This window comes from Delftia sp. DLF01 (genome assembly GCF_014852125.1).
Lineage (GTDB): Bacteria > Pseudomonadota > Gammaproteobacteria > Burkholderiales > Burkholderiaceae_C > Comamonas > Comamonas acidovorans.
The window spans coordinates 1-22496 of sequence record NZ_JACVAZ010000001.1 but is presented as its reverse complement, the minus strand read 5'-3'; the positions used below and the strand labels follow the sequence as shown (position 1 = coordinate 22496).

At 60.1% G+C, this 22496-nt stretch carries 20 protein-coding genes and 1 tRNA gene; 2 read left to right on the top strand and 19 right to left on the bottom strand.

The features are described from left to right. The first annotated feature begins 229 nt into the window (after positions 1-229). Positions 230-535: a hypothetical protein gene (locus IB269_RS00105; protein ID WP_034396930.1), complete on the top strand. Its 306-nt coding sequence runs from the start codon at positions 230-232 to the stop codon at positions 533-535. A gap of 69 nt (positions 536-604) precedes the next feature. Here IB269_RS00105 and IB269_RS00100 read toward each other — a convergent pair. The 6 genes from IB269_RS00100 to petA all read right to left on the bottom strand — a co-directional run bounded on the left by IB269_RS00100 (position 605) and on the right by petA (position 4925). Continuing rightward, positions 605-680: transfer RNA gene (locus tag IB269_RS00100), tRNA-Thr, on the bottom strand. Positions 681-778: 98 nt separating this feature from the next. After that, positions 779-1309, bottom strand: coding sequence for a ClpXP protease specificity-enhancing factor (locus tag IB269_RS00095; protein WP_065345739.1), 531 nt, complete (start codon positions 1307-1309; stop codon positions 779-781). A 101-nt stretch (positions 1310-1410) separates the two neighbouring features. Continuing rightward, positions 1411-2022, bottom strand: a complete 612-nt coding sequence (locus tag IB269_RS00090; RefSeq protein WP_012207298.1) for a glutathione S-transferase N-terminal domain-containing protein — start codon at positions 2020-2022, stop codon at positions 1411-1413. A 103-nt stretch (positions 2023-2125) separates the two neighbouring features. Continuing rightward, entirely contained in the window at positions 2126-2881 is a 756-nt protein-coding gene (locus IB269_RS00085; RefSeq protein WP_012207299.1) for a cytochrome c1, read from the bottom strand. 17 nt (positions 2882-2898) lie between these two features. Further along, a complete protein-coding gene (locus IB269_RS00080) occupies positions 2899-4314 on the bottom strand; it encodes a cytochrome b (protein WP_013800811.1) in 1416 nt (471 codons plus the stop codon). A gap of 14 nt (positions 4315-4328) precedes the next feature. Beyond that, complete coding sequence (gene petA / locus IB269_RS00075) at positions 4329-4925, bottom strand: ubiquinol-cytochrome c reductase iron-sulfur subunit (protein ID WP_012207301.1); 597 nt, start codon at positions 4923-4925, stop codon at positions 4329-4331. Positions 4926-5074: 149 nt separating this feature from the next. Between petA and mscL the strand changes: the two genes are divergently transcribed. Continuing rightward, positions 5075-5503, top strand: a complete 429-nt coding sequence (mscL, locus tag IB269_RS00070; RefSeq protein WP_012207302.1) for a large conductance mechanosensitive channel protein MscL — start codon at positions 5075-5077, stop codon at positions 5501-5503. Between the two features lie 92 nt (positions 5504-5595). Here mscL and pdxA read toward each other — a convergent pair whose 3' ends face one another. From pdxA to IB269_RS00005, 13 genes are all read right to left on the bottom strand, one after another. Then, positions 5596-6657 (bottom strand): 4-hydroxythreonine-4-phosphate dehydrogenase PdxA, encoded by a 1062-nt coding sequence (gene pdxA, locus IB269_RS00065; RefSeq protein ID WP_192366144.1) that lies wholly within the window; start codon positions 6655-6657, stop codon positions 5596-5598. A 101-nt stretch (positions 6658-6758) separates the two neighbouring features. Beyond that, positions 6759-7520 carry a Nif3-like dinuclear metal center hexameric protein gene (locus IB269_RS00060; protein ID WP_192366141.1) on the bottom strand — a complete coding sequence of 254 codons (762 nt, stop codon included), beginning with the start codon at positions 7518-7520 and terminating at the stop codon, positions 6759-6761. 73 nt (positions 7521-7593) lie between these two features. Next, entirely contained in the window at positions 7594-8919 is a 1326-nt protein-coding gene (locus IB269_RS00055) for an MFS transporter (RefSeq protein ID WP_034396936.1), read from the bottom strand. A gap of 1008 nt (positions 8920-9927) precedes the next feature. Beyond that, positions 9928-10236 (bottom strand): RHS repeat-associated core domain-containing protein, encoded by a 309-nt coding sequence (locus tag IB269_RS29290; RefSeq protein WP_192366136.1) that lies wholly within the window; start codon positions 10234-10236, stop codon positions 9928-9930. A gap of 133 nt (positions 10237-10369) precedes the next feature. Continuing rightward, the gene (locus IB269_RS00045) at positions 10370-10861 is read right to left on the bottom strand and encodes a tetratricopeptide repeat protein (RefSeq protein ID WP_192366135.1); all 492 of its coding nucleotides are present in this window, start codon (positions 10859-10861) and stop codon (positions 10370-10372) included. Positions 10862-11005: 144 nt separating this feature from the next. Next, entirely contained in the window at positions 11006-11338 is a 333-nt protein-coding gene (locus IB269_RS00040) for an RHS repeat domain-containing protein (RefSeq protein WP_192366134.1), read from the bottom strand. Between the two features lie 21 nt (positions 11339-11359). Next, a complete protein-coding gene (locus IB269_RS29285; RefSeq protein ID WP_192366892.1) occupies positions 11360-11458 on the bottom strand; it encodes a hypothetical protein in 99 nt (32 codons plus the stop codon). Between the two features lie 88 nt (positions 11459-11546). After that, on the bottom strand, positions 11547-11855 hold the full coding sequence (locus tag IB269_RS00030; RefSeq protein WP_192366133.1) for a hypothetical protein: 309 nt from the start codon (positions 11853-11855) through the stop codon (positions 11547-11549). 9 nt (positions 11856-11864) lie between these two features. Beyond that, positions 11865-12491, bottom strand: coding sequence for an RHS repeat-associated core domain-containing protein (locus IB269_RS28970; RefSeq protein ID WP_225613924.1), 627 nt, complete (start codon positions 12489-12491; stop codon positions 11865-11867). A gap of 220 nt (positions 12492-12711) precedes the next feature. Then, positions 12712-13116, bottom strand: coding sequence for a sel1 repeat family protein (locus IB269_RS00020; protein WP_192366131.1), 405 nt, complete (start codon positions 13114-13116; stop codon positions 12712-12714). A 19-nt stretch (positions 13117-13135) separates the two neighbouring features. Next, positions 13136-17158, bottom strand: a complete 4023-nt coding sequence (locus IB269_RS00015) for an RHS repeat protein (RefSeq protein WP_192366129.1) — start codon at positions 17156-17158, stop codon at positions 13136-13138. 109 nt (positions 17159-17267) lie between these two features. Beyond that, on the bottom strand, positions 17268-21701 hold the full coding sequence (locus IB269_RS00010; RefSeq protein WP_225613923.1) for an Ig-like domain-containing protein: 4434 nt from the start codon (positions 21699-21701) through the stop codon (positions 17268-17270). A gap of 130 nt (positions 21702-21831) precedes the next feature. Further along, positions 21832-22496: carboxypeptidase-like regulatory domain-containing protein (locus IB269_RS00005; protein WP_192366127.1), on the bottom strand; the 665-nt coding region annotated here is incomplete at its 5' end.

Below are 22496 nucleotides of genomic sequence, written 5' to 3'. Positions count from 1 at the left end.
CTCCACCTGCCTGCAAGTGCTCTTCTGAAGAACACATGCGACCGGGCCGAAGCGAGAACCGAACAATTGATTCTAACTGCCTCTGTCCAACCCTCTCTCAGGCAGGCCGACGCATGCAGCCGCACAACCCCGAACCCGAATCCCCGGACCCGCGCCACCCCGCAGATGCTGCTATAACGACCCTCCGGGCCGGCGCATGCCAACGCTGCCAGTCCAGCCCTTCAAGCCCATGACCTTCACACGCCGCCACCACGCCGTCACCGCCCTGCACGCCGTCGAGAACTCGCCCACGCTGGCGCGGCTCGCACAACTCACCCGGGACTCCAGCAATCGCCTGACGGCCATCCTGCCCCTGGTGCCGCCGCTGCTGCGCGCCAGCCTGCAGGCAGGCCCCATCGAGGGCAGCACCTGGTGCCTGCTGGTGCGAAACAATGCGGCCGCCGCCAAGATCCGCCAGTTGCTGCCCGCCATGGCCGCCCACCTGCGCACCAAGGGATGGGATGTGACCGAGATCCGGCTCAAAGTGCAGGCCTGATCGGCCGCTGAAACAAACGCGGCCAAAAATGAAGAAAGCAATGAAAAAAGGCCTCCGAAGGAGACCTTTTGGTGCCGGTTGTCGGATTCGAACTGACGACCTACCGCTTACAAGGCGGGTGCTCTACCAACTGAGCTAAACCGGCGAAGCACGAATTCTAGCGCAGAAAAAGACCGCTTCAGCCGTTCCCGGCGCCTGCGAACACGCTTGCGCGCGTGATCGCAGGCCCAGGGTACGAAAAACCTACTTCACCAGCTTCAGCGAGGGCCGCGTGCCCGAGGGCGGCGGCGTGCGCGGGGGCTCTTCATCATCACCCTCGTTCTGGATACTCACCAGCTGCACCACGCGTTCGTCGGCAGCTGGCTCGGCCGGCACTTCAGCAGCTGCGTCCTGCGACACAGGCTCATCGGATTCCTGCTCGACCGAAACTTCGTTGTCGGCGTCGGCATCCGACTCCGGTGCCGGGAAAGCCATGCCTTGGCCGGTCTCCCGTGCGTAGATGGCCATCACCTGCTCGACAGGCACCATGATTTCGCGTGGCTTGCCGCCAAAGCGGGCCGTGAAGCTGATGAAGTCATTGCCCATCTGCAGGCCGCTGGTGGCGTCGTAGCTGACGTTGAGCACGATCTCGCCGTCGCGCACGAACTCGCGCGGCACCTGCACGTTGCGGTCCACGCGCACTGCGATGTGGGGTGTGAAGCCGTTGTCGGTGCACCACTCGTACAGGGCCCGGATCAGGTAGGGGCGGGTGGAAGTTGCTTCGGGGGCAGTCATGACGATCCCAGGAAAAGAGTGGTCGTAATACGAAAACGGGCAGGATGGCGACCGGTTGACCGCCTTCCCTGCCCGCGCAATCAGTCGTCAACCGATGCGAATTATTTGCGCATCACCTTCTCGGAAGGCGTCAGCGCTTCGATGTAGGCAGGGCGCGAGAAGATGCGCTCGGCGTACTTGAGCAGCGGGGCGGCGTTCTTGGACACCTCGATGCCGTAGTAGTCCAGGCGCCACAGCAGCGGGGCAATGGCCACGTCCAGCATGGAGAAGTTCTCGCCCAGCATGTACTTGTTCTTGAGGAACACGGGAGCCAGTTGCGTCAGGCGGTCGCGGATATGGGCGCGCGCCTTTTCGATGGCCTTTTCGTTGCCCTTGACGTTGCGCTCCTCGAGCGTGCTCACGTGCACGAACAGTTCCTTCTCGAAGTTCAGCAGGAACAGGCGCACGCGGGCGCGGTCCACCGGGTCGCCGGGCATCAGCTGGGGATGCGGGAAGCGCTCGTCGATGTACTCGTTGATGATGTTCGATTCGTACAGGATCAGGTCGCGCTCGACCAGGATGGGCACCTGGCCGTACGGGTTCATCACGCTGATGTCTTCAGGCTTGCTGAACAGGTCCACATCGCGGATCTCGAAGTCCATGCCTTTTTCGAACAGGACGAAACGGCAACGGTGTGAAAAGGGGCAGGTCGTTCCCGAATAAAGCACCATCATGGTGGAGGCTCCTAAAAATCAAAAAGAGTGGGTCGCTCGCGGCGCCCACTCTGCACACAGTTCAGCCGCGCAATCGCTTGCACGACCTTCTGCAGTCACGGTTTTATTTGACGTCTTTCCAGAACGCGGCGTTGAGGCGCCATGCAATGAAGATGAAGACCGCCAGGAAAAGCAGCACGCCCACGCCAATGCGGATGCGGCTGTTCTGTGCCGGCTCACCCATCCATTGCAGGTAGTTCACCAGATCGCCAACTGCCTGATCGTACTGCACTGGGCTCATGGAGCCGGGAGAGACCTGCTCCCACCCCTTGAAAACCTGGGTCTTCACGCCGTGCTCTTCGGCTTCTTCGAAGATGGCACGGCGCTCGCCCTGCAGTTGCCACAGTGCATGGGGCATGCCCACGCTGGGGAAGGCCAGGTTGTTCCAGCCCGTGGCCTTGGTGTCATCGCGGTAGAAGGTGCGCAGGAAGGTGTAGAGATAGTCGGCGCCCGTGCCGTTGTGGCCTGCGCGCGAGCGCGCGATCACCGTCAGATCCGGCGGATTGGCACCGAACCACTCCTTGGCTTCCTTCGGGTTGATGGCCGCCTTCATGGTCTCGCCCACCTTGTCGGTGGTGAACAGCAGGTTGTCCTTGATTTCCTGCTCGGTCAGCCCGATGTCCTGCAGCCGGTTGAAGCGCATGAATGCGGCCGAGTGGCAGCTCAGGCAGTAGTTGACGAACAGCTTGGCGCCGTTTTGCAGCGATGCTGTGTCATTGGTCTTGCCCGGGGCCTTGTCCCAGGCGATGCCGCCTTCGGAAGCCTGTGCACCGGTCATGATGCCCAGGGCCGCGATCAACGTGAGAATCAGTTTCTTCATTGTTGTTCTCTCCAGCTTCAGTGCGGCTTGAACGTCACACGATCGGGAACGGGTTTGGTCTTGCCCAGGCGGCTCCACCAGGGCATCAGCAGGAAGAAGCCGAAGTAGAACAGCGTTCCGACCTGGGACACGCGCTCGCCGATGGGCGAAGGCGGCTGCACACCGAGATAGGCCAGGATCACGAAGTTGATCACGAAGATGCCGTAGAGGTACTTGTGCCAGCTCGGACGGTAGCGGATGGACTTGACCGGGCTGCAATCGAGCCAGGGCAGCGCAAACAGGATGATCACGGCGCCACCCATCACCAGCACGCCCCAGAACTTGGCGTCGATGGACAACATCATGGCGATGACGCCCAGGGCCACGATGGCGACCACGCCCTTGACGGCGGCCGGCAGGCGCGACTTGAGCACGCCAAAGCCCGCACCCAGCAACACGCAGGCGATCAGCACATACATCATCTCGCTGGTGATGGCACGCAGCATCGAGTAGAACGGCGTGAAGTACCAGACCGGCGCAATGTGCGAAGGCGTCTTCAGCGGATCGGCCGGAATGAAGTTGTTGTACTCCAGGAAGTAGCCGCCGAACTCGGGCGCGAAGAACACCACGGCCGAGAACAGGAACAGGAACACCGTCACGCCGAAGATGTCGTGCACCGTGTAGTAGGGATGGAAGGGGATGCCGTCCAGCGGATGGCCCTTGGCGTCCTTGGGCGCGTTGGGGCCCTTGATCTCGATGCCGTCCGGATTGTTGGAGCCCACATCGTGCAGCGCCAGCAAGTGGGCCACGACCAGGCCCAGCAGCACCAGGGGCACGGCGATCACGTGGAAGCTGAAGAAGCGGTTGAGCGTGGCATCGCCCACCACGTAGTCACCACGGATCAGCAGCGCCAGGTCAGGGCCGATGAAGGGGATCGCCGAGAACAGGTTCACGATCACCTGGGCGCCCCAATACGACATCTGGCCCCAGGGCAGCAGGTAGCCCATGAAGGCCTCGGCCATCAGCACCAGGAAGATGGCGCAGCCGAAGATCCAGACCAGTTCGCGCGGCTTGCGGTACGAACCGTACAGAAGGCCGCGGAACATGTGCAGATAGACGACGACGAAGAAGGCCGACGCGCCCGTGGAGTGCATGTAGCGGATCAGCCAGCCCCAGGGCACATCGCGCATGATGTACTCGACCGAGGCGAACGCCTTCTCGGCGTCCGGCTTGTAGTGCATCACCAGGAAGATGCCGGTGACGATCTGGATCACCAGCACCAGCAGCGCCAGCGAGCCGAAGATGTACCAGAAGTTGAAGTTCTTCGGAGCGTAGTACTCCGACATGTGCACACGGTAGGCGTCGAAAGCCGTTGGAAAACGGTTCTCGAACCAGTTCGTGAGCTTGGCGCCCGCAGGCGCGTTCGGATCGATGTCCTTGAATTCGTGGGCCATTGTTCTTGTCTCCCTCAAGCCTTGTCTTCACCGATGAGGAGCTTGGTCTCCGACAGGTACATGTGCGGTGGCACCTGCAGGTTGTCGGGGGCCGGCTTGTTCTTGAAGACACGGCCAGCCATGTCAAAGGTCGAGCCATGGCAGGGGCACAGGAAGCCGCCCTTCCAGTCATTGGGCAGCGAAGGCTGCGCGCCGGGCTGGAACTTGTCGGAAGGCGAGCAACCCAGGTGCGTGCAGATGCCGACGACGACCAGCACTTCGGGCTTGATCGATCGGGCTTCATTCATCGCGTAGGGCGGCGTGAACTCTTCAGGGTGGCGCTTGGACTGGGGATCGGCCAGCTGGCTGTCCAGCTCGGGCAGTTCCTTGATCTGTTCCGGCGTGCGCTTGATGATCCAGACTGGCTTGCCGCGCCACTCGACCGTGAGCTTCTCGCCGTCCTTGAGTGCGGAGATATCGACCTCCACTGCAGCCCCGGCGGCCTTGGCCTTCTCGGATGGCTGGAAGGTGCTCACGAACGGGACGGCTGTCGCCACGCCGCCCACCGCGCCAGCACACGCCGACGTGATGATCCACGTCCGCTTGCTGGAGTCGATTGGAGTGTCACTCATGGGGTTCCTCGAACTACGTCGCTTGAGTTGGGGTCAACAATAAATTGTAGCGGGGCGAGTATGGTTATTCCATACCGACTCCGACATTGACAGGCTCCAAAGCCGCGCAATACTGCGCTATCTCAAACTCTTTCCAGATGGAGCCAGCCATGGGCATGATGCAGGAATTTCGTGAGTTCGCAGTTAAGGGAAACGTGGTAGATCTCGCCGTGGGCGTCATCATCGGCGGAGCGTTTGGCAAAATCGTCGATTCCGTGGTAAACGACCTGATCATGCCGGTCGTTGGCCTGGTTTTCGGCAAGCTGGACTTCTCCAATCTGTTCGTCGTGCTGGGCAGCGTGCCCCCCGGAACAGCGATGACGCTCGATGCCCTCAAGAAGGCCGGCGTCCCCGTATTTGCCTATGGGAACTTCATCACGGTGGCGGTGAATTTCATCATCCTGGCCTTCATCATTTTCATGATGGTCAAGCAGATCAACCGCCTGCGCCGCGAGGCCCCGGCCGCCCCCGCGCCGGCCCCCGTCACACCTGAAGACATCGTGCTGCTGCGCGAGATTCGCGACAGCCTCAAGCGCTGAAATCCGTGTTTTGACGCAAATCAAAACGCCCGTGGCATGGTTGCCACGGGCGTTTTCCATTACTGCAGATTCCCGGCGCTTGGGCTAGCCATTCAAGCAGCCAATTTGCGCGCCATTCGCACGGACTCAATCAGACTGCTCGCCTCTGCAAGACCCTGCCCTGCAATATCGAAAGCCGTGCCGTGGTCCGGGCTGGTGCGCACCAGCGGCAGCCCCAATGTGACATTCACGCCCTTTTCCACGCCCAGGTACTTCACGGGAATCAGTCCCTGGTCGTGGTACATGGCCAGCACCACGTCGAACTCGCCGGGGTGGCCGGGCGCATTGCGGGCGCGCATGAACACCGTATCGGGCGCAAAAGGTCCATGGGCGTCCAGGCCCTCGGCACGCGCCTGGCCGATGGCCGGGGCGATGATCTCGACCTCCTCGCTGCCGAACAGGCCGCCCTCGCCCGCATGCGGGTTCAGCCCTGCCACACCGATCCGCGGCGGGCGGCCCAGGCTGCGCGACAGGGCCTCATGCGTGATGCGCAAGGTCTGCAGCAGGTTGTCCTTCGTTACCGCATCGATCGCCTTGCGCAGCGAGGTATGGATGCTGACCAGCACCGTCCGCAACTCATCGTTGGCCAGCATCATGCGCACCGGCATGCGGTCAAGGCCCACACCCGCATGCTGCGCAGCCTCGAACTGCAGCAGCTCGGTATGACCAGGAAAGTCCACGCCCGCAGCATGCAGCGCCTCCTTGTGCAGGGGCGCCGTTACAAGAGCCGCGATTTCGCCTCGCAAGGCAGCCCGCGCGGCCCAGACCACGCAGCGCGCAGCCGCGTCACCAGCGCTGGCACTCACCTGGCCCCAGGGCGCAGGACCGGGCAGCCCGGGCAGCTCCAGCAAGGGAATGCAGTTCGGCGGCACCTGCTTTAGTTGCTCAGCCGACTCGATGACAGCCACGGGCATGGGAATGGCGTTGTCGCCATCGCGCGCACGCGCCGCCACGGCGGCTGCCCGGCGCAGCGTCTGCAACTCGCCGACGACGAAGCAGCCGCGCATCTGCTCGGGCGCGCCCATGAACGCCTTGGCGATGGTCTCGGGCCCCACCCCGGCAGAGTCGCCCTGGGTGATGGCCATCAAGGTCGTGGACTGTGTGGAATCAGGCATTTTCAGTATCCGGATCAGGCAAGCCGGTCATTCGCGCCGCGCTTGCAGCAAAAGGCCTCGCCCCCTGGGCGGGCCAATAGTGGGCCACTAACAGGCCAGCATCAGGCCGGATTGTCGATCTCGATGAAACGGTGCTCCAGCCCCAGCTCCAATGCCACCTGCCCCGCCAGGGCCGGCGCGCCGTAGCGCTCGGTCGCATGGTGGCCGGCAGCCAGGAAGGCCACGCCCGTCTCGCGCGCCAGATGCGCCTGCGGCTCGGAAATCTCGCCCGTGATGAAGGCATCGGCCCCAGCGGCAATCGCAGCCTCGAAGAAACCTTGCGCGCCGCCCGTGCACCAGGCAATGCGGCGAATGGGGCGAATGGGTGGCAAGCGCTCTCCCCCCACGCAGACAGGCGTGCGCCCCAGCGCCTTCTCCACATGCCTGCCCAGCGCCGCCGCGTCGGCAAACTCCGCCGCGGCCATCCAGCCCAGGTTCTGCTCGCCAAACGTTGCCTGGCCCTCAAGCCCCAGCTGCACACCCAGCTGCGCGTTGTTGCCCCATTGCGGATGGGCATCCAGCGGCAGATGGTAGGCAAAGAGGTTGATGTCGTGGGCCAGCAGCAGGCGGATGCGCTCCTTGAGCCAGCCCGTGATGCGGCCATCCATGCCGCGCCAGAACAGGCCGTGGTGCACGAAGATGGCATCGGCCTGCGCCTCGATGGCCGCCTCGATCAGCGCGCGGCTGGCCGTCACCCCGCTGACGATGCGGCGGATCTCGCCGCGCCCCTCCACCTGCAGGCCGTTGGGACCGTAGTCCTTGAAGCGCTCCGGCTGCAGCAAACCGTCGAAGTGGGCCAGGAGTTCTTGTCGCGTGGTACTCATGAAAGGATTGTCAGCGATCCATGCGGCGCCCAAGAAAAAGGGCAGCCATGCTGCCCTTCATTCCCTGCCCAGCTCAGCCGCGCCTGGGTTGCCAACCATGGCAGGCCAGGGGCCAGAAGCCGATGGCCGCGCCCAGGATGCCCATGGCCGCCACATAGTGGGCCGGCGCCATCACATCCACCTGCTGCCACACGGACACCAGCATGGGCGTCATGCCGCCGAACACCGCATAGGCCATGTTGTAGGCAAAGGACAGGCCCGTGAAACGCACCTCGGCCGGGAAGGCGCGCACGCCCACCACCGGCAGCAGCGCAATGCTGCCCACGAAAAAGCCCACCAGCGCGTAGCTCCACACCAGCGAGGACGCCGTGCCCGGCAGGTTCAGATAGAACGCATAGGCCGTCACCGTCATGCCCAGCCAGCCCGTGACCATGGCCACACGCGTGCCCATCTTGTCGGACAGCCAGCCCCAGAACACGCAGCCCAGCGTCAGCGTCACCGTGGCCACGGCGTTGGCCTTCATGGCCAGGGCCGCGTCGATGTGGAAGACCTTCTGCAGATAGGCCGGCGTGAACAGCACCACCACCACGATGGCCGTGGACAGCACCCAGGTCATCAGCGCCACCAGCACGCAGGCCTGGCGGTGGTCGCGCACGATGGTCTTGAGCGGCAGTTCGCGGTCGGCCTGCTTGCGTGCCATCAGCTCCTGGAAGATGGGTGTCTCGTGCAGGAACTTGCGCAGGTAGACCGACACCAGGCCGAACACGCCGCCCAGGATGAAGGGCATGCGCCAGGCCCAGTCGTGGATCTCCTCGGCGCTGTAGGTGCTGTTGAGCCAGACACCGATGATGGAGCCCAGGAAAATGCCGCCCGTGATGCCCGAAGTCAGCGAGCCGATGGCAAAGCCATAGTGACGCGCCGGCGCATGCTCGGCCACGAAGACCCAGGCGCCCGGCATCTCGCCACCAATGGCCGCGCCCTGCAGCACGCGCATGGCCAGCAGCAAAATCGGCGCGGCAATGCCGATGGAGGCATAGGTGGGCAGCAGGCCGATCACCAGCGTGGGCACGGCCATCAGGAAGATGGACAGCGTGAACATCTTCTTGCGGCCCAGGATGTCGCCAAAGTGTGCAATCAGAATGCCGCCGATGGGCCGGGCCAGGTAGCCCGCCGCAAAAATGCCCAGCGTCTGCAACTGGCGCAGCCAGTCCGGCATCTCGGCCGGGAAGAACAGCTTGCCGATGACGTTGGCGAAGAAAACGAAAACGACGAAGTCGTAGAACTCCAGGGTGCCGCCCAGGGCCGACAGGCCCAGGGTCTTGTAGTCCTGTCGGTTGAGAGGACGTGCGGTCGCAACAGCGGGGGCCATGCCCGGCTGCGCTTGGTCAAGCGTAGTCATGGTTTTTTTCCAGGGATCGAACAGCAGGACGGCGCGGTGGATGCCACGGCAACGGATGAGCGTGCAGCGGCAGATCGTTCTGCAAGACTTCGGGATCGGAGGACTTGGCTCTCTCTTGGGGCCGGCTTGTGGGCCGGCGCAACAGCGAACGCGGCGTGGCGCAGTCGTCGGGGGATTCTAGGGTTTGTACTGTAGCTGTGTGGGGAGCGCGGCTTTGGGGACGGGCAAAGCGGGCGCGCAGCATGTCATCGTCACGCGGCGACACAGCACTTAAAGGCGCTGGCCACTGTCTGGCAACGCAAAGACTACCCCCAAAACCGACGCCAGAACTCACCACGCCATCCCCGCCAAAGTCCTGCATGGGGAGCACATGCAATCCCCCTCCAGAAACAAGCCGACGTCCATATCGTCAAAAACCATATCAATGCACTTTGAGGCGCAGAGGAAGATGACGCGTGGATCGGTCAGAAAAGGCCCCAGACAGGATCCTGATCCACAAATCTCTTTTATTCACTGGAATTATTCGATGTTACAGCATTCACAATCAATCTAACGAACCTTGTAGCCTTTGTAAACCCTTGGAATAATAATAACAAGAAATATATGTACGAAAAATAGAATCAAAAAATCCACAAAATAATATTTCGTGACTATAGGATTTTTAATGTAAATAAGTGGTAAAAAGTAACATAATATCAGAGAAACACCTATCAAACCGGAGGCGCCGCGACCATACATCACCCTCCTTATATTCAAAAAACAAGATAGCAAATCAATTGCGACCCCAGAAAAAAATCACCACGCATATTAAATAATCCATATTCCAACAATCTCTTTTTCATTTTACCGGAGAATTCTCTGCCCTATCAATCCTTTTACAAACACCCAACCAGCAGGCCAACTTAAAGAAGCTGCAGATACTTGCGATGTGACAGCACTGATCATAGGATAGCCAAGTCCAGGTCCACCTACCCTGATCCAGTTCCCCAAGAAGTTCCTCGATAAGGACTATTGGCCCCAATGTGTAACCGTACGAATACCCTTTTGAGCAACCACTCCCTCAGAAATCAAAGCGCTTGTCAATGCACATGATATAGACCACGTAGTCACAACAGTCCAGATCACACAATCCAATCTTCCTCTTTTATTTTCTAGTTGATAAATGAAATTACCAACATTTGAGACATAGTACCGCTGCTGGTTGTAATGAGTCCCGGCCTCCTCATCAAAATACTGCCCCGCGAACCGCAGGTTCATCCGCGTACGGTTGCCGCTGCGCTCCAGCGTGTGCCCAAAGCTCTCGCTCAATGCCTGCATGGATGAACGACCTGTTGCGGCGCTGGACACCTGCGGCGTAGCCTAAATTATTATCTAACTATCTTGCATTATGGCCATCCTGCGCGATGCAGCCTAGTTTTGATGGTAGATTTTTTATCTATGTATGAAATACTCAATCATTCTTGTCATCAAGAATAAGTTTGATATTTTTACGAGCTTTTTTTCCAATTTCGTCGCGCCTATTTTTTACATCCAAATAATAAGCAATAGCCTCATCAAACCTCTCTTGATCAAACAACGCATTTCCCAAATTAAAAATAACGGCGGACCTGACTTTTCCCTTCAAACCAATATCAAGAGCTTTTTTTAAAATATTTTCAGCCTTCTTTGGCTCTTTCATTGCATCAAAGCAGTTTCCAATTGCCAGCAAGCATTGAACATCGTCCGAATCATAACCATATGCTTTTCTAAAAGATTTTATAGCATCTTTGTATTTTCCCATTTTAAAATCTGCATCACCAACACAATACCAAGCATGATTCCTATCCCAGGCATACTCCCGTTTGATTCTTCCAGTATCAGGGTCAACCAAAATTCCCCTTACCTCGCGCTCCTCCCCATTCAGAAGCATGGAATTCACTTCGTCAAAAGATTTTTCTTTCAAATTTAATCCCTACTTAACAAGGATCTATGGGAGGCGGCGGCTGTATAACACCACAACCACCAACACTTGGATTTTCATTACATATGTCATTAACAATATCCCAAATAAGTAACCCTCCGACGCCTCTCGCTCCGCGCGACCCCTTCACACCAGAGCCTCGCTGTTTTTTTGATTGTCTAGAATGCTCTTCTGCATTTTCATGTCCAACATTACGCTCTCTTCCCCACTTGGAATTCTATGATCAGGCGGTTTTCTCTTGTTTGGATTATCAGGCTTTACATATTTAGGAGCCAATCCATTATTGTCATAAACATCTAGCGGACTTTGCTCCGCATATACGAACAAATTCAAGCCACCACTCAATCCAAATGGATCACTTTCTATATACCTCCCCAACTTTGGCTGATAGTCACGGCAGTAGTTGTAATGCGTCCACACCTCTTCATCAAAATACTGTCCAGCAAACCGCAGATTCATCCGCGTGCGGTTGCCGCTGCGCTAAAGCGTGTGCCCAAAGCTCTCGCTCATGGCCTGCCACGTTGAGCACCCTGTCGCATCGCTGGCGACCTGGGGCGTGCTCAGGTGGTCGTTGTGCAGGTAGTGGTAGGTCCTGCTGCTGGAGTTCTGGCTGCTGGCATGGTCGGCCCACCATTAAATCTCTATATGATCCTTAGCATCTATTGCATCAAATATTATCCCGCTCTATTAACTCACCATCCTCTATAAATAATTGCTTAGAAGAATTTTCAGTTGAAGTTATATCCAAACAAATAATTTGTGATGCAAAAATCAAGGCATCGCACAATTCCTTTGTACTAATCTCCATTGACTTCCCTCTTGTTTCTTGCCATAGAAAGGCCAGTTTTCCAGCATCACTATTTGACATAGTTTCAATGTCTTTAAGAGTCCAAATTTCAGAAGGATGAGATCCTTTAGAGATAACTTTGCAACATGCTTCTCCAGTGATAGGGAAATCATTTAGCGTACTTTCCATAAAAATCCTTCAGTAAACTGGTTTATGATTTTTGCCACGACTTAGGGTTCCACCCTTGGGATTCTGTTCATATTCATGCTGATGCGGATTCGGATGACCGCGCCCATGATCGGTAAAATCTATGTCTCTAACCGGTTTCCCATTGCTATCAAATTCACGAGCTTGGTCGTACCTGCCACGACGACCATCTTTTTGTCCAAGTTGAGTATGTGGATTACCCTCAGCCTCCGGATCAGGCATTGGTGTTCCGTGTTTCGGATCTCTTGGAAGATCACGGTCGGGAAATCTATTTCCTTCATCGCCCCCTCCATCCGAAAACATCCAATCATTTATCGTACTTACAGCATTCGAGCAGGCATTGGCAACAGCAGTTGCAGTCGCTCCTATTAGGGCTGCGCATGCCATGGCTCCTTGTGGACTGGTAACACAAGGCGTCAGAGCAAGAGGAACAAGTCCATCCGGATCAGCATAGGCCGACGGATTGCCATAGCCATATCCATACACATTGATCCCACCGCTCAACCCGATCGGATCACGCTGAATGTAGCGCCCCAAGCCTGGAGCATAGTCCCGCTGCTGGTTGTAATGCGTCCCTGTCTCTTCATCAAAATACTGCCCCGCAAACCGCAGGTTCATCCGCGTGCGGTTGCCGCTGCCCTAAAGCGTGTGCCCAAAGCTCTCGCTCAAGGCCTGCAAAAATGGAACTATCGTTGCATCGCTGCCCTCTGAGGCATGCTAAGGCGTCAGAAAATCGGGCCATCTTATACACGCAATGAATTCTATTGCACTATTTTTTCGAGAACAGAGCAGCTCATCCGTTCCTATAGATTATTTTCAAATAACAATTAATCAAAATTCATTTAAATGAATTCGATGAAATGGGAGGAGATATTTCAACCAGATAATCACCAGCCCACAAATCCCCATATTTCAAAGCGCGCTTAAACCATATTCTAGCGGCATTCAAATCACCCTCAATTCTATATTGACACCCAAGAGCTGTTGCGCCGTAAGCACAGCCTTTTTTATAAGCATCTTTATATAATTTTTTTGCGAGTAAATTTCTTTTTTTTCCACGCGAATCACTATACAAATTGCCCAAATTAACCATAGCCTCTACAGATCCGAATTTTGCGGCCAAAGCGTACAATTCAATTGCATGGTCTAGACACCCAGAATCTTGAGCATTACATGCAGCCTCTAAATTAATTCTGGCCAAATATCTTTTTCTCATAGCCTTCTTTTGTTTATCTCTATTCATAAACATACCCAATAGAATATCAACACAACTCCGGACCTACCGGAGGCTCTGGCGGCGGCATATACTCACAAAGAGGACAAAACAACGGCCCCAATCCTTTAATAGGCGGCAACCATGGAGGCCTTTTTTTATATGTAGGCTTTCCTGATTGAGGATCTTTCTGCCAACCCCACCCAGGTTTCTTTGGATCGTCTTTCCAATGCTTTCCAGGATTATCTGTAGAATTTGGCCCTCTACCATATCCTCTTTCCCCCTTTCCAAGACCATTAAAATCAAAATATTTAAGAGGATTAGCCTCAACATATACAAATATATTTACCCCACCATCCAACCCAATCGGATCATTCTGCAAATACCGCCCCAATCCAGGACTATAGTCACGTTGATAGTTATAATTCGTTCCCGTCTCTTCATCAAAATATTGCCCTGCAAACCGCAGATTCATCCGCGTGCGTTTTCCGCTGAGCTCAAACGTGTGTCCAAAGCTCTCGCTCAACGCCTGCCAGGATGAACTGCCCGTTGCATCGCTGGCTGCCTGAGGCAGGCTCAGGTGGTCGTTGTGCAGGTAGTGATAGGTCCTGCTGCTGGAGTTCTGGCCGCTGGCGTGATCGGCTTGCCATAGCGGCTCAGTACCCCACTCAGCATCAGGCTGCCAGCCATAGGTTTTAATCGTATTACCCACAGCATCTAACTCTGCGAGCAGTCCTTCCTCGCTGTAGATAAACCACGTGGTCTGCCCCGCCCCCAACGTCTTGCTGATGCGCCGACCAAACGGGTCGTACTGGTAGCGCGCGATGAGTTGCCCATCCTGTTCCACGGCGACCCTGCGCTCTGTGGCGTCATAGAGGTGGGTGGTGACGCTGCCATTGCGCGTGGCGCTCTGAATGTGACCTGTGGCGGTGTAGTCATAGTGCACGAGGTCAGTACCCAGGCCTCGCTGAGTCAAGCGGTTGCCGCTGGCGTATTGCCATTCACCGGGCTGGTGCAGGCTGCTGATGCGGTTGTGAACGGCGTCGTAGCCGTATTGCTCCTGGGGCAGGCCCAGGCCAGCCAGGCTGGTGCTGGGGCGCGCCTGTGTCAGGCGATCCAGTGCGTCATACGCGTAGTCAACGCTGCCGTTGATATCGCTGCCCAGTTGCAGCGTCTTGCGGGTAATGCTGCTCTCGACGTCGTATTGATAGCCCAGCGTCAGGAGGTTGGCGTTAGAGGCTCCCTGGACCTGGATGCCCTGGATTCTGTAGAAGCCGTCGTAGGCGATGCTTCTGCTGGCGCCTGGGTACTGGACCTTGGTGGGCAGCATCCACTGGTAGTCGGTCCATGCGATCTTGTCGGTGCTGCCGGGCTGGGTGGCCTCCTTCAGGTGGCCCTTGTCGTAGCTGAAGGCAGCGGCGCTGCTGTCGGGGTAGCCCTGGCTGGTTTTGCGGCCATCGGCATCCCAGCCCTGGGCCAGGGTGGCGGTGACGCGGTTGGCGCCGTCACCGTAGATCAGTTGCTCCTGACTGATGCGGCCCAGGGCGTCACGGCTGTAGTCGGCCTGGCTGATGAGCTTGCCAATGCCATCCTTTTGTTCGTAGCCGGCAAGGCGGCCGGCCTTGTCATAACGGTAGGTGATGCTGCTGCTCAAGCCAGGTTGCCCGGCCTGCGGGCTGGTGCGGGTGAGCAGGGTCAGCAGGCCATCGCTGTTGTAGGTGTAGTTGCTGACATCTCCTGCCGCGTTGGTTTTTTTGATCAGAAAGCCCGCGGCATCGTATGCATAGGTGGTTTTGCCACCTTCCGGGCGCATTTCCTCGGTCAGGCGGCCCAACCGGTCGTATTGCCGGGTATGCACGTTGCCGTTGGCATCGGTGACGCGGGTGATCTGATGCAGCAGGTTGTAGGCCATCTGGGTGGCCTGGCCGTTCGCGTCGATGGACTTAGCGACGCGGCCCAGTGCGTCGTGCTCATAGATGGTTGTCTTGCCGCCCGGGCTGGTGATGGCGGCTGTCTGTCCTGCACTGTCAAGGCTGTAGTGCAGGGTCAGGCTTTCGCCGTTGCGTGCCTTGCGGATGATGGAGGTGCGACGCCCCCGCTGGTCATACTGGCCCAGCTCGGCAAGGCCGCCTGGGTAGTTGATGGCTTGCAGCAGGTTGGCCTGCGGAGTGCCCAGTGCGCCGTATTCGTACTGGGAGCTGTCGCCTGCAGGGTTCTTGTAGCTGGCGACGCGGCCCAGGCTGTCATAGCCCAGTTCGTGACGATTACCGGTAGGCGTGTTCTGCGAAACGATGTCGCCATAGGTGTTGTATTCATAGCGGTAGGCGTGGCCCAAGGCGTTGGTGGCGGTGACCAGGCGGCTTTGGCTGTCATAGGTAGCGACGGTGGCATGGCCCTCGCCATCCATGCTCTGGGTTTCGTTGCCTAACGCATCGAAGCGTGCCGATGATGTCAGGCCCGAGGGATAGACGGTCTTGATGCGATTGCCATGGCTGTCGTATTCATGGCGTGTGGTGTGGCCCAACGGGTTGGTGACACTTGCAATCTGCCCGGTGACGGTGTGCGTGTAGCTCCAAACGCCGCCTTCCGCGTCCGTGGCCGTTTTGCGGTTGCCGTTGCCGTCGTAGGTATAGGTGGTGACGCTGGCCTGGGCGCCTGTGCCCAGGGTCTGCCGGACGATTTCCCCCTGCTCGTCGTACTCCCATGCCGTGATGCGCTCCAGCGCAGTGCCCTGGGCTTCGATGCGCTGTAACGCACGCCCCTTGCTGTCATGCCGCCAGGCGGTGACGGTACCCAGTTCATTGGTATGGCTGGTGGTTTCGCCATGCACGGGATCGTAGGTGTAGCTTTCCTCGCTGCCATCAGAGTGGCGAATCCTCAACGGACGCCGGTTGTAGTCCCAATAGGTGGTGCGGGTGTTGCCGCGCTCGTCCACCAGCCTGTCCGTGTAATTGCCATCCCAGCTTCTTTGCCGAATGGTTTTGTCATTGAGGCTGCGACCCGACTCCAGGCCGTCCTTGTCATAGTGGACCACCAAGCGATTGCCACGAGGATCGGTCAGCGTGGCGATGAATTTGCGCGATTCCCTGAGGTATTGCACCGAGCCCGTTGTGGTGCCCTGGCGGTCACTGAAGCTGCCGACACGCCCGCCTCCCCAGTTGGTCTGCAGTTTCTGCGTGGTGCCACTGGTTCCCGTGGGATCCAGGGTGATGCCCAGGTTGCCCAGCGTGAACTGGGCAGCGGGTGCTGGCGCACTGGCACTGTACTGGGCCATGACCTTGCCCCCCAGCGGGTCCGTGCGGCTGGTGAGTTGGCCGTTGCCGTCATAGGTGTATGTCCAGCGGTTGCCCCTCGCATCAAGGACTTCGGTCAGGCGCTTGGCGCTGCCCGATCCAGCCCAGGTATATCGGACAGTACTGCCTGCACGGTCTTCGATGCTGGTGACAAGGCCATCGGCCAAGGTGAGCTTGAAAGCGACCTGCCCATGGTGGTCAAGAATGCGGATGCTGGACGTACTGTCGTAGCTGAACCGGACCTGGATGCCGTTGAAGTCCGCATAACCCTGAATACGCCCCTGCGCGTCATAGTCGATGGTGTTGCCGCGGCGGTCATACCACTGCCAGCCATCCTGACCATTGCGGCTGACCTGCCGGATGAAGGTGGGCGCATTCACTCGGTCCTTGGCGATGAACAGGCCAGACTGGCCGCTTCTTTCATACAGCGTGCCGGCGCGCTGGATGGTCTTGGCCTCCCTGCCCAGGGGATCCAACTCGAAGTCCAGCGGCGCCCATGCGGGGTTGAGCCACCAGCGTCCGAGCGTCCAGGTGCGGGCGATGTCGATGCTTCCGCCCAGTACCTTGACCTGCAGATCGGTGTTGACCTCCCGGTATTCTCCGTTGGGCCACTTGATGTACGGATACTCGCTTGCCTGTGCCTGCAGAACTGCCAGGCTCAGCAGGGCAAACGCCCAGGCAAGGATGTGCCTGGAAGTCCAGGACAAGGCCCGCCGTGCTGCGGCGCACTTGTCTGGATATTGGGCTGTTTCAATCAGATGTTTCAGTGCCTGGGTCATTTGTTTACGCTTCCCTGTGGGCCGCTGGTGGGCCCCTCTCCAAACCTCTGCACAGCGTTGTGATCGCTGCGCCCCTGGACCGGCCTGCCGGCTGGCAGGCCCACCCACGTCAACGCCTACATGAGGGAGGGCCATCTGGCCTTTTTCCACCGTCCCCCGGCGCACTAGGGCTGTCACCGCCTGCTCCCCCACTGTCAGAACCGTTTCCTCCTGCCCCGTCCCCTCCTGCCCCATCCCCTCCTGCTCCATCCCCTCCTGCCCCATCCCCTCCTGCCCCATCCCCTCCTGCCCCATCCCCTCCTGCCCCATCCCCTCCTGCCCCAGCCCCTCCAGCTCCACCCGACCCGTTTCCACCACCTTTGGAGCCACCGCCAAACCCGCCGCCATAGCCACCCAACAAGGGACCGTTGCCCATCCCACCGCCTTGGCCGCCGCCAGCCCCTGAACTGCCTCCACTGCCGCCGCGCCCTCCTCCAGGGCCACCGCCTTCAGAGCTGCAGCCACCCCCAAGGCACCAGGGCGTGCAGCCCTGCGTCAAGCCGATGGGTGTTCCGCCACCACCAGTACCGCCACTGCCCCAGCCACCAATGCCACCACCCACGCCATGGCCTCCAGTACCGCCAATCCCTCCGATGCCGGTGTTCCCGCACGCGCCTCCAACAAGCCGATTGAACGTGGCAGAGAGCGAGCGCGATTCCTCTTCTCCATTCGCACAGATCCACGCCAACTCCACCATGGCCCACATGGCATAGGCAGCGCAGCTGCCCGCATTGCGCGCATTCACCACGATGCTCTGCACGGCCCCCATCTCCGCCGAGCGCGCCTGCCTGAAGCCCATGCTGCGCGGGTGCAGCTTGACGGCCGTGATGCGGTAGGGAATGACCACGCGCTGCTTGGCGGCCAGGGTCTTGGGGATGTCCGCCAGGAATTCGTAGCGGTAGTACTCGTCGGACTGCGGCGGTGTGAAGACAACCTTGTCGGCCTGGATCAGGCCGTAGTTGGTCAGCGTCAGCTCGCCCGTGAATTCCTCGCCCACCTGCAGCTCGGGCAGGTTGATGGACAGGGGCTCCAGCAGCACCACGGGTGCCGGCACCTGGGTCTGGAAGGTGGCTTCCAGGGTGATCTGGTACTCGTCCTTGATGGTGGTTTCCGTCACGCTGAAGTCGATGCTGATGGTCTGGTACTGCAGGTGCACGCGCTCCGAGGTGGTGACACCCGGGCGCACGAAGATGCGGCCCGACCTGTCGGCATGGCGCGGGCCGCTGGCGCGGTAGGTGTAGGTGCCGGGCGGCAGGTCGGTGAGCACGGCCTTGCCCTGCGCGTCCGTGGTGAGGGTACGCATATAGGTGAGCACGGCATCGTTTTGCAGGCGGATGCGCACGTTGGCCACGCCCGGTATGGGCTTGCCGCCCGCGTCCAGCGTTTCCGTGAACAGGTCGGTGGCATGGAAGCTCAGCCCGCCCTGCCCGCTTTGCGTGACTGCCACCGAGACGGGAATGGTGCCCGTGCCCTGGTTGCTGGCCGTGATCTGCAGTCGGTAGTTGTAGATGCCGTCGGCCACGTCCTTGCCGGGGCTTGCCGTAACCTGGATGGGCACCTGGGCGCCCACGTCCACGGCACCGATGTGGCTGGCGCTGGACAGGAAGATCCAGGAAGGCGCGGCCCGGCCATCCTTGTCCACCAGCTGGACCTTCACGTCCTGGGCCGCCACCAGGCCACGGTTGCCGATGGTGATGCCTTCCGTGACGGTTTTTTCCTGCTGTACCCCGGTTTCTATGTAGGTGGGGTTGGCAAACAGCTCGGGCAGGGCCTGCACCAGCCGGTAGTGGATGGTGAAGCTTCCCCGGGGCGTATCCCCTGTCTCGCTGGCGTAGGCCGTGAGCACGACGGTGCCCGTCTCCCCGGCCGATGCACTGCCCGTGAAGCGGATGACCATGGGCACCGAGGCGCCTGCGGCCACGTTGACCGGCGCACCCGGCTCCACGCTGATGCCCGGCGGCAGGCTGCCGCTGGGCTGCTGTGCCGGAACCACGGCCCAGCGCACGCCGGTGGCGCCTGTGCCGGCGCTGGCACGCGCGTTGACCGTGATGCTGGCAGCAAAGCCGCGCGGCGCGGTGAGCTGGTAGCTGGCCAGGTCGAAGCTCAGCCGGTTGATGGTGAAGCGCCCCTGCTCGGTGGTGGTGGTCTCTTCCGGATGGATGACGGAGACGATGTAGGTGCCGTTGTCATTGGCCGTGGGCACGAATTCGTAGCGGTACTGGCCGCTGTCGTCGGTGGCGATGCCTATGCGCCGCTTGAAGCCCGAGATGTCCAGCACCATGCGCAATGCTGCATTGGGCATGGGCTGTCCGCTGGCGCGTGACACGGCGGCACCGGCTATGACGACGCGCTGCGCGCCGTACGAGACCGCCGGGCTGACGGAGCTGACCGTGCCCGTGTAGGGTGTCTTGGGCTGCTCGGGCTCGGGCGGCTTGTTGTTCACGATGACGGAGCGCGTGGCTTCACCGGTCTTGCCTGCCTTGCTGGTGGCCACGGCCCTGAGCGTGAAGGCACCGTTGGCCACGCCCGACGTATCCCACTGCATGCTGTACGGAGCCTGCGTGGCCGAGCCGATCAGGCTGCCGTTGGCGAAGAAATCGACCTTGGCAATGCCGTCCGGTGCCGAGGCGGCGACACCTACGGCCGTGCTGCCGACCACGGTGGCATCCTGGCCGGGCATGGTGAAGTTCACCGTCGGAGCCGCGATGGCATAAGTCACGGCAACCGCCGTGCTCCTGGGGCTGGTGCCACGCGCATTGCTGGCCGTCGCCTCGATGCGGTGCGCGCCTTCGGATGGCAGGGTCAGGCTGCCGGAGAAGCTGCCATTGGCTGGCACGGCCATCGGGCTGCCCACGGCCTGACCGCCCAGATACAGCTGCACCTGCGAGCCCGCCATGGCCGTGCCGGAGACGGCCAGTTGCGGCGTGGACACCTGTGCGTTGTTGACGGGCTGCGCGATGACGGGAGCCGGCGGCGCGCTGAGGCTGAGCGTGAACGGGATGTCCAGTACCGCTGCGACCCCGTCCACGTCGGTGGCCGTGATGCCGAACCTGTGCGTGCCGTTGGGCAGTTGCGCAAAGTCGATGAACTGGCTGTGGCTGAAGGAACTGCTGGCGTCGCCGCTGCGCTCGAAGATCTGCAGGCCGTTGATGGTGGCCTTGACGTTGGCAATGCCGATGGGGCTTTGTGCGGACACGGCCAATTCGCCTGCGGCGGAAATGGTCGCATCGGGCACAAGCGCCGTGCCTGCCAAAGTGGCGGTGATGACCGGACCTTGACCACCCTTTTTCTGCACCTGCACGGGGCGCGTTACCGTGTTGCTCAGGCCTATGCCATTGGTGGCCCTGGCCTGCAGGGTGTAGTTGCCGTTGCGCACGGCAGCCAGCGCCCAGGTGGTCTGGAAAGGTGCTTCGGTCAGCAGGGCCAGGCGCTGGCCATCCACTAGGATTTCCACCTGCTGCACGCCTTCAGGATCGGTCACGTTGATGGCGATGGTCGTGTCCTGCTCCAGCACGGCCCCAGCGGCCGGCTGGGCGAACTGCACCAGAGGACCTTCAGGTGCGTATGCAATGGGTTGTGGCAGCGAGAACTGGTTGATGCCACCCTGTGCCGTGCGGAACTGCACATGGATCATCTTGTCCCCCGCCCCCAGGGACAGCGTGTAGCTTGCCAGCATGGGGTGGCCCGTCATGCTCTGCCATGCAGCACTTTCGAACTGATCGCTTTCCTGCAGACGGAATTGCGAGGCCTGCGGGCAGTCAAGGCGCAGCTCCACGGCACGCACGCGCGTGGCATAGCCTTGCGTGGGAACGATGGTGCAGGCCAGTACGGGCTCGGCCGTCAGGTAGGCGCCATAGTCCACTCCCGTGCTGACGGCATTGCCCTGGCCTGCAGGGTTGGCCACCGCATCGCGCGGGCCGCTGGCATGGCCCCACCAGTTGCCCTGGGCCTGGACGGTGCTGGCCGGGCTGGTGTTGCGTATGCCGAACTGGCTGTTTCCCGAGATATCGGATTCACCGATGGCCGGCGTGGCGCCCTGCTCTGCCAGCAGGCCCACGCCGTTGCCAGCAATGCGCGAACGCATGATGCGGGGACTGCCGCTGCCGACCACCCGGATTCCCACGGCGTTGTCCGTGAACTGCAGCCGTTCGAAGCCGTAGCCTGCACCCGCCAGTACCAGAGCGGCCCCACCTGCCATGTGGCCGGGCAAGCCGTCCGTGCCTCCGGCATAGCGAACGGCCAGGCCGTCCAGCTTCAGGCTGGCGGGAGCGGCTTCAGGCGCCACCAGCACACCCAGCCAATCGCCGGCCTGCGGCGCCCGGGACTGTGGCCCCTGCGCCTGCACCGGACCCAGCTGCGAGTCATCGTGGCTGCTGGTCAGCACCACGGAAGATCCCGTTTGCAGGCCGCTGCGCACGCTGATGCCGGCGCCCTGGCCGAATTTGACGATCACGCCATCAGCAATGGTCAGTTGCGCCGTGTCGGCGGCAATGGCCGTGCTCATGCCCAATGCGATGGCCAGGGCCGCAACGGAACGACGCCGAAGCGCTGACAGCGGTTTGTGCCATGCGACCACGGAAAGCGTAAAGCGTGCGCACTGGAAAAATGGGGAGCGTTGCATGCTCATCTCTTTCTTATGGGTTCACCGTGATCGGGCCGCTGGTCGCCGGCGTGAAGCCGGGGGAGCTGGCCGTGATCTGGGTGGTTCCGGGGGCGACCGCAGTGAAGGTGGCGTAGCCCGAGTTGCCCGAGTTGGCATTCCAGGTGACGCTGTCGGTGATCGTGCCTACGGAGGGGACGGAGCTGGTGAAGGTGATGGTCAGGGGGGCTAACGGGTATTGGTTCGTTGACCAGTAGGCCCCGGGGACTTCAGCAGAGACAGAGATATAGGCCGCCCTCTGCCCCTCTGCCAAAGAGGCAGGAGCGGACTGAAGGCGCAGCGTCGGCGCCACGGTTTCCGCGTTGAGATAGACGGGATCCATGCCTGCAGCAGAAGCTTCGATCTGGGTTGAGCCAGCATCCAAGCCGCTCACGCTGATGTACGCATAGCTTTGCCCCGCAGGAATCGTCACCGTCGCAGGCGTCTCGCATATCTGCGCTGCCACGCAACGCAGATTCACCGTCACCGCATCGGCCCCGTTGCTGACCACGCCATTGATCAGGCGCTCCACATACAACTCGCTGCTGTAGCTGTACAGCCCCTTGCCCACGATCAGCTTGTCGCCGCCATACCGCGTGAGCTTCAGCGCCTGGTTTGCAGCCACCACGGTCTGCACCTCCGACTGGCCTTCGGCCAATC

Excerpts from the sequence above, each read along its gene's own strand:
- IB269_RS00105 (WP_034396930.1), top strand. The coding sequence starts at position 230 with ATGACCTTCACACGCCGCCACCACGCCGTCACCGCCCTGCACGCCGTC.
- IB269_RS00095 (WP_065345739.1), bottom strand. The coding sequence starts at position 1,309 with ATGACTGCCCCCGAAGCAACTTCCACCCGCCCCTACCTGATCCGGGCC.
- IB269_RS00090 (WP_012207298.1), bottom strand. The coding sequence starts at position 2,022 with ATGATGGTGCTTTATTCGGGAACGACCTGCCCCTTTTCACACCGTTGC.
- IB269_RS00085 (WP_012207299.1), bottom strand. The coding sequence starts at position 2,881 with ATGAAGAAACTGATTCTCACGTTGATCGCGGCCCTGGGCATCATGACC.
- IB269_RS00080 (WP_013800811.1), bottom strand. The coding sequence starts at position 4,314 with ATGGCCCACGAATTCAAGGACATCGATCCGAACGCGCCTGCGGGCGCC.
- petA (WP_012207301.1), bottom strand. The coding sequence starts at position 4,925 with ATGAGTGACACTCCAATCGACTCCAGCAAGCGGACGTGGATCATCACG.
- mscL (WP_012207302.1), top strand. The coding sequence starts at position 5,075 with ATGGGCATGATGCAGGAATTTCGTGAGTTCGCAGTTAAGGGAAACGTG.
- pdxA (WP_192366144.1), bottom strand. The coding sequence starts at position 6,657 with ATGCCTGATTCCACACAGTCCACGACCTTGATGGCCATCACCCAGGGC.
- IB269_RS00060 (WP_192366141.1), bottom strand. The coding sequence starts at position 7,520 with ATGAGTACCACGCGACAAGAACTCCTGGCCCACTTCGACGGTTTGCTG.
- IB269_RS00055 (WP_034396936.1), bottom strand. The coding sequence starts at position 8,919 with ATGACTACGCTTGACCAAGCGCAGCCGGGCATGGCCCCCGCTGTTGCG.
- IB269_RS29290 (WP_192366136.1), bottom strand. The coding sequence starts at position 10,236 with ATGCAGGCATTGAGCGAGAGCTTTGGGCACACGCTGGAGCGCAGCGGC.
- IB269_RS00040 (WP_192366134.1), bottom strand. The coding sequence starts at position 11,338 with ATGAATCTGCGGTTTGCTGGACAGTATTTTGATGAAGAGGTGTGGACG.
- IB269_RS00030 (WP_192366133.1), bottom strand. The coding sequence starts at position 11,855 with ATGGAAAGTACGCTAAATGATTTCCCTATCACTGGAGAAGCATGTTGC.
- IB269_RS28970 (WP_225613924.1), bottom strand. The coding sequence starts at position 12,491 with ATGAACCTGCGGTTTGCGGGGCAGTATTTTGATGAAGAGACAGGGACG.
- IB269_RS00020 (WP_192366131.1), bottom strand. The coding sequence starts at position 13,116 with ATGAATAGAGATAAACAAAAGAAGGCTATGAGAAAAAGATATTTGGCC.
- IB269_RS00015 (WP_192366129.1), bottom strand. The coding sequence starts at position 17,158 with ATGACCCAGGCACTGAAACATCTGATTGAAACAGCCCAATATCCAGAC.
- IB269_RS00010 (WP_225613923.1), bottom strand. The coding sequence starts at position 21,701 with ATGAGCACGGCCATTGCCGCCGACACGGCGCAACTGACCATTGCTGAT.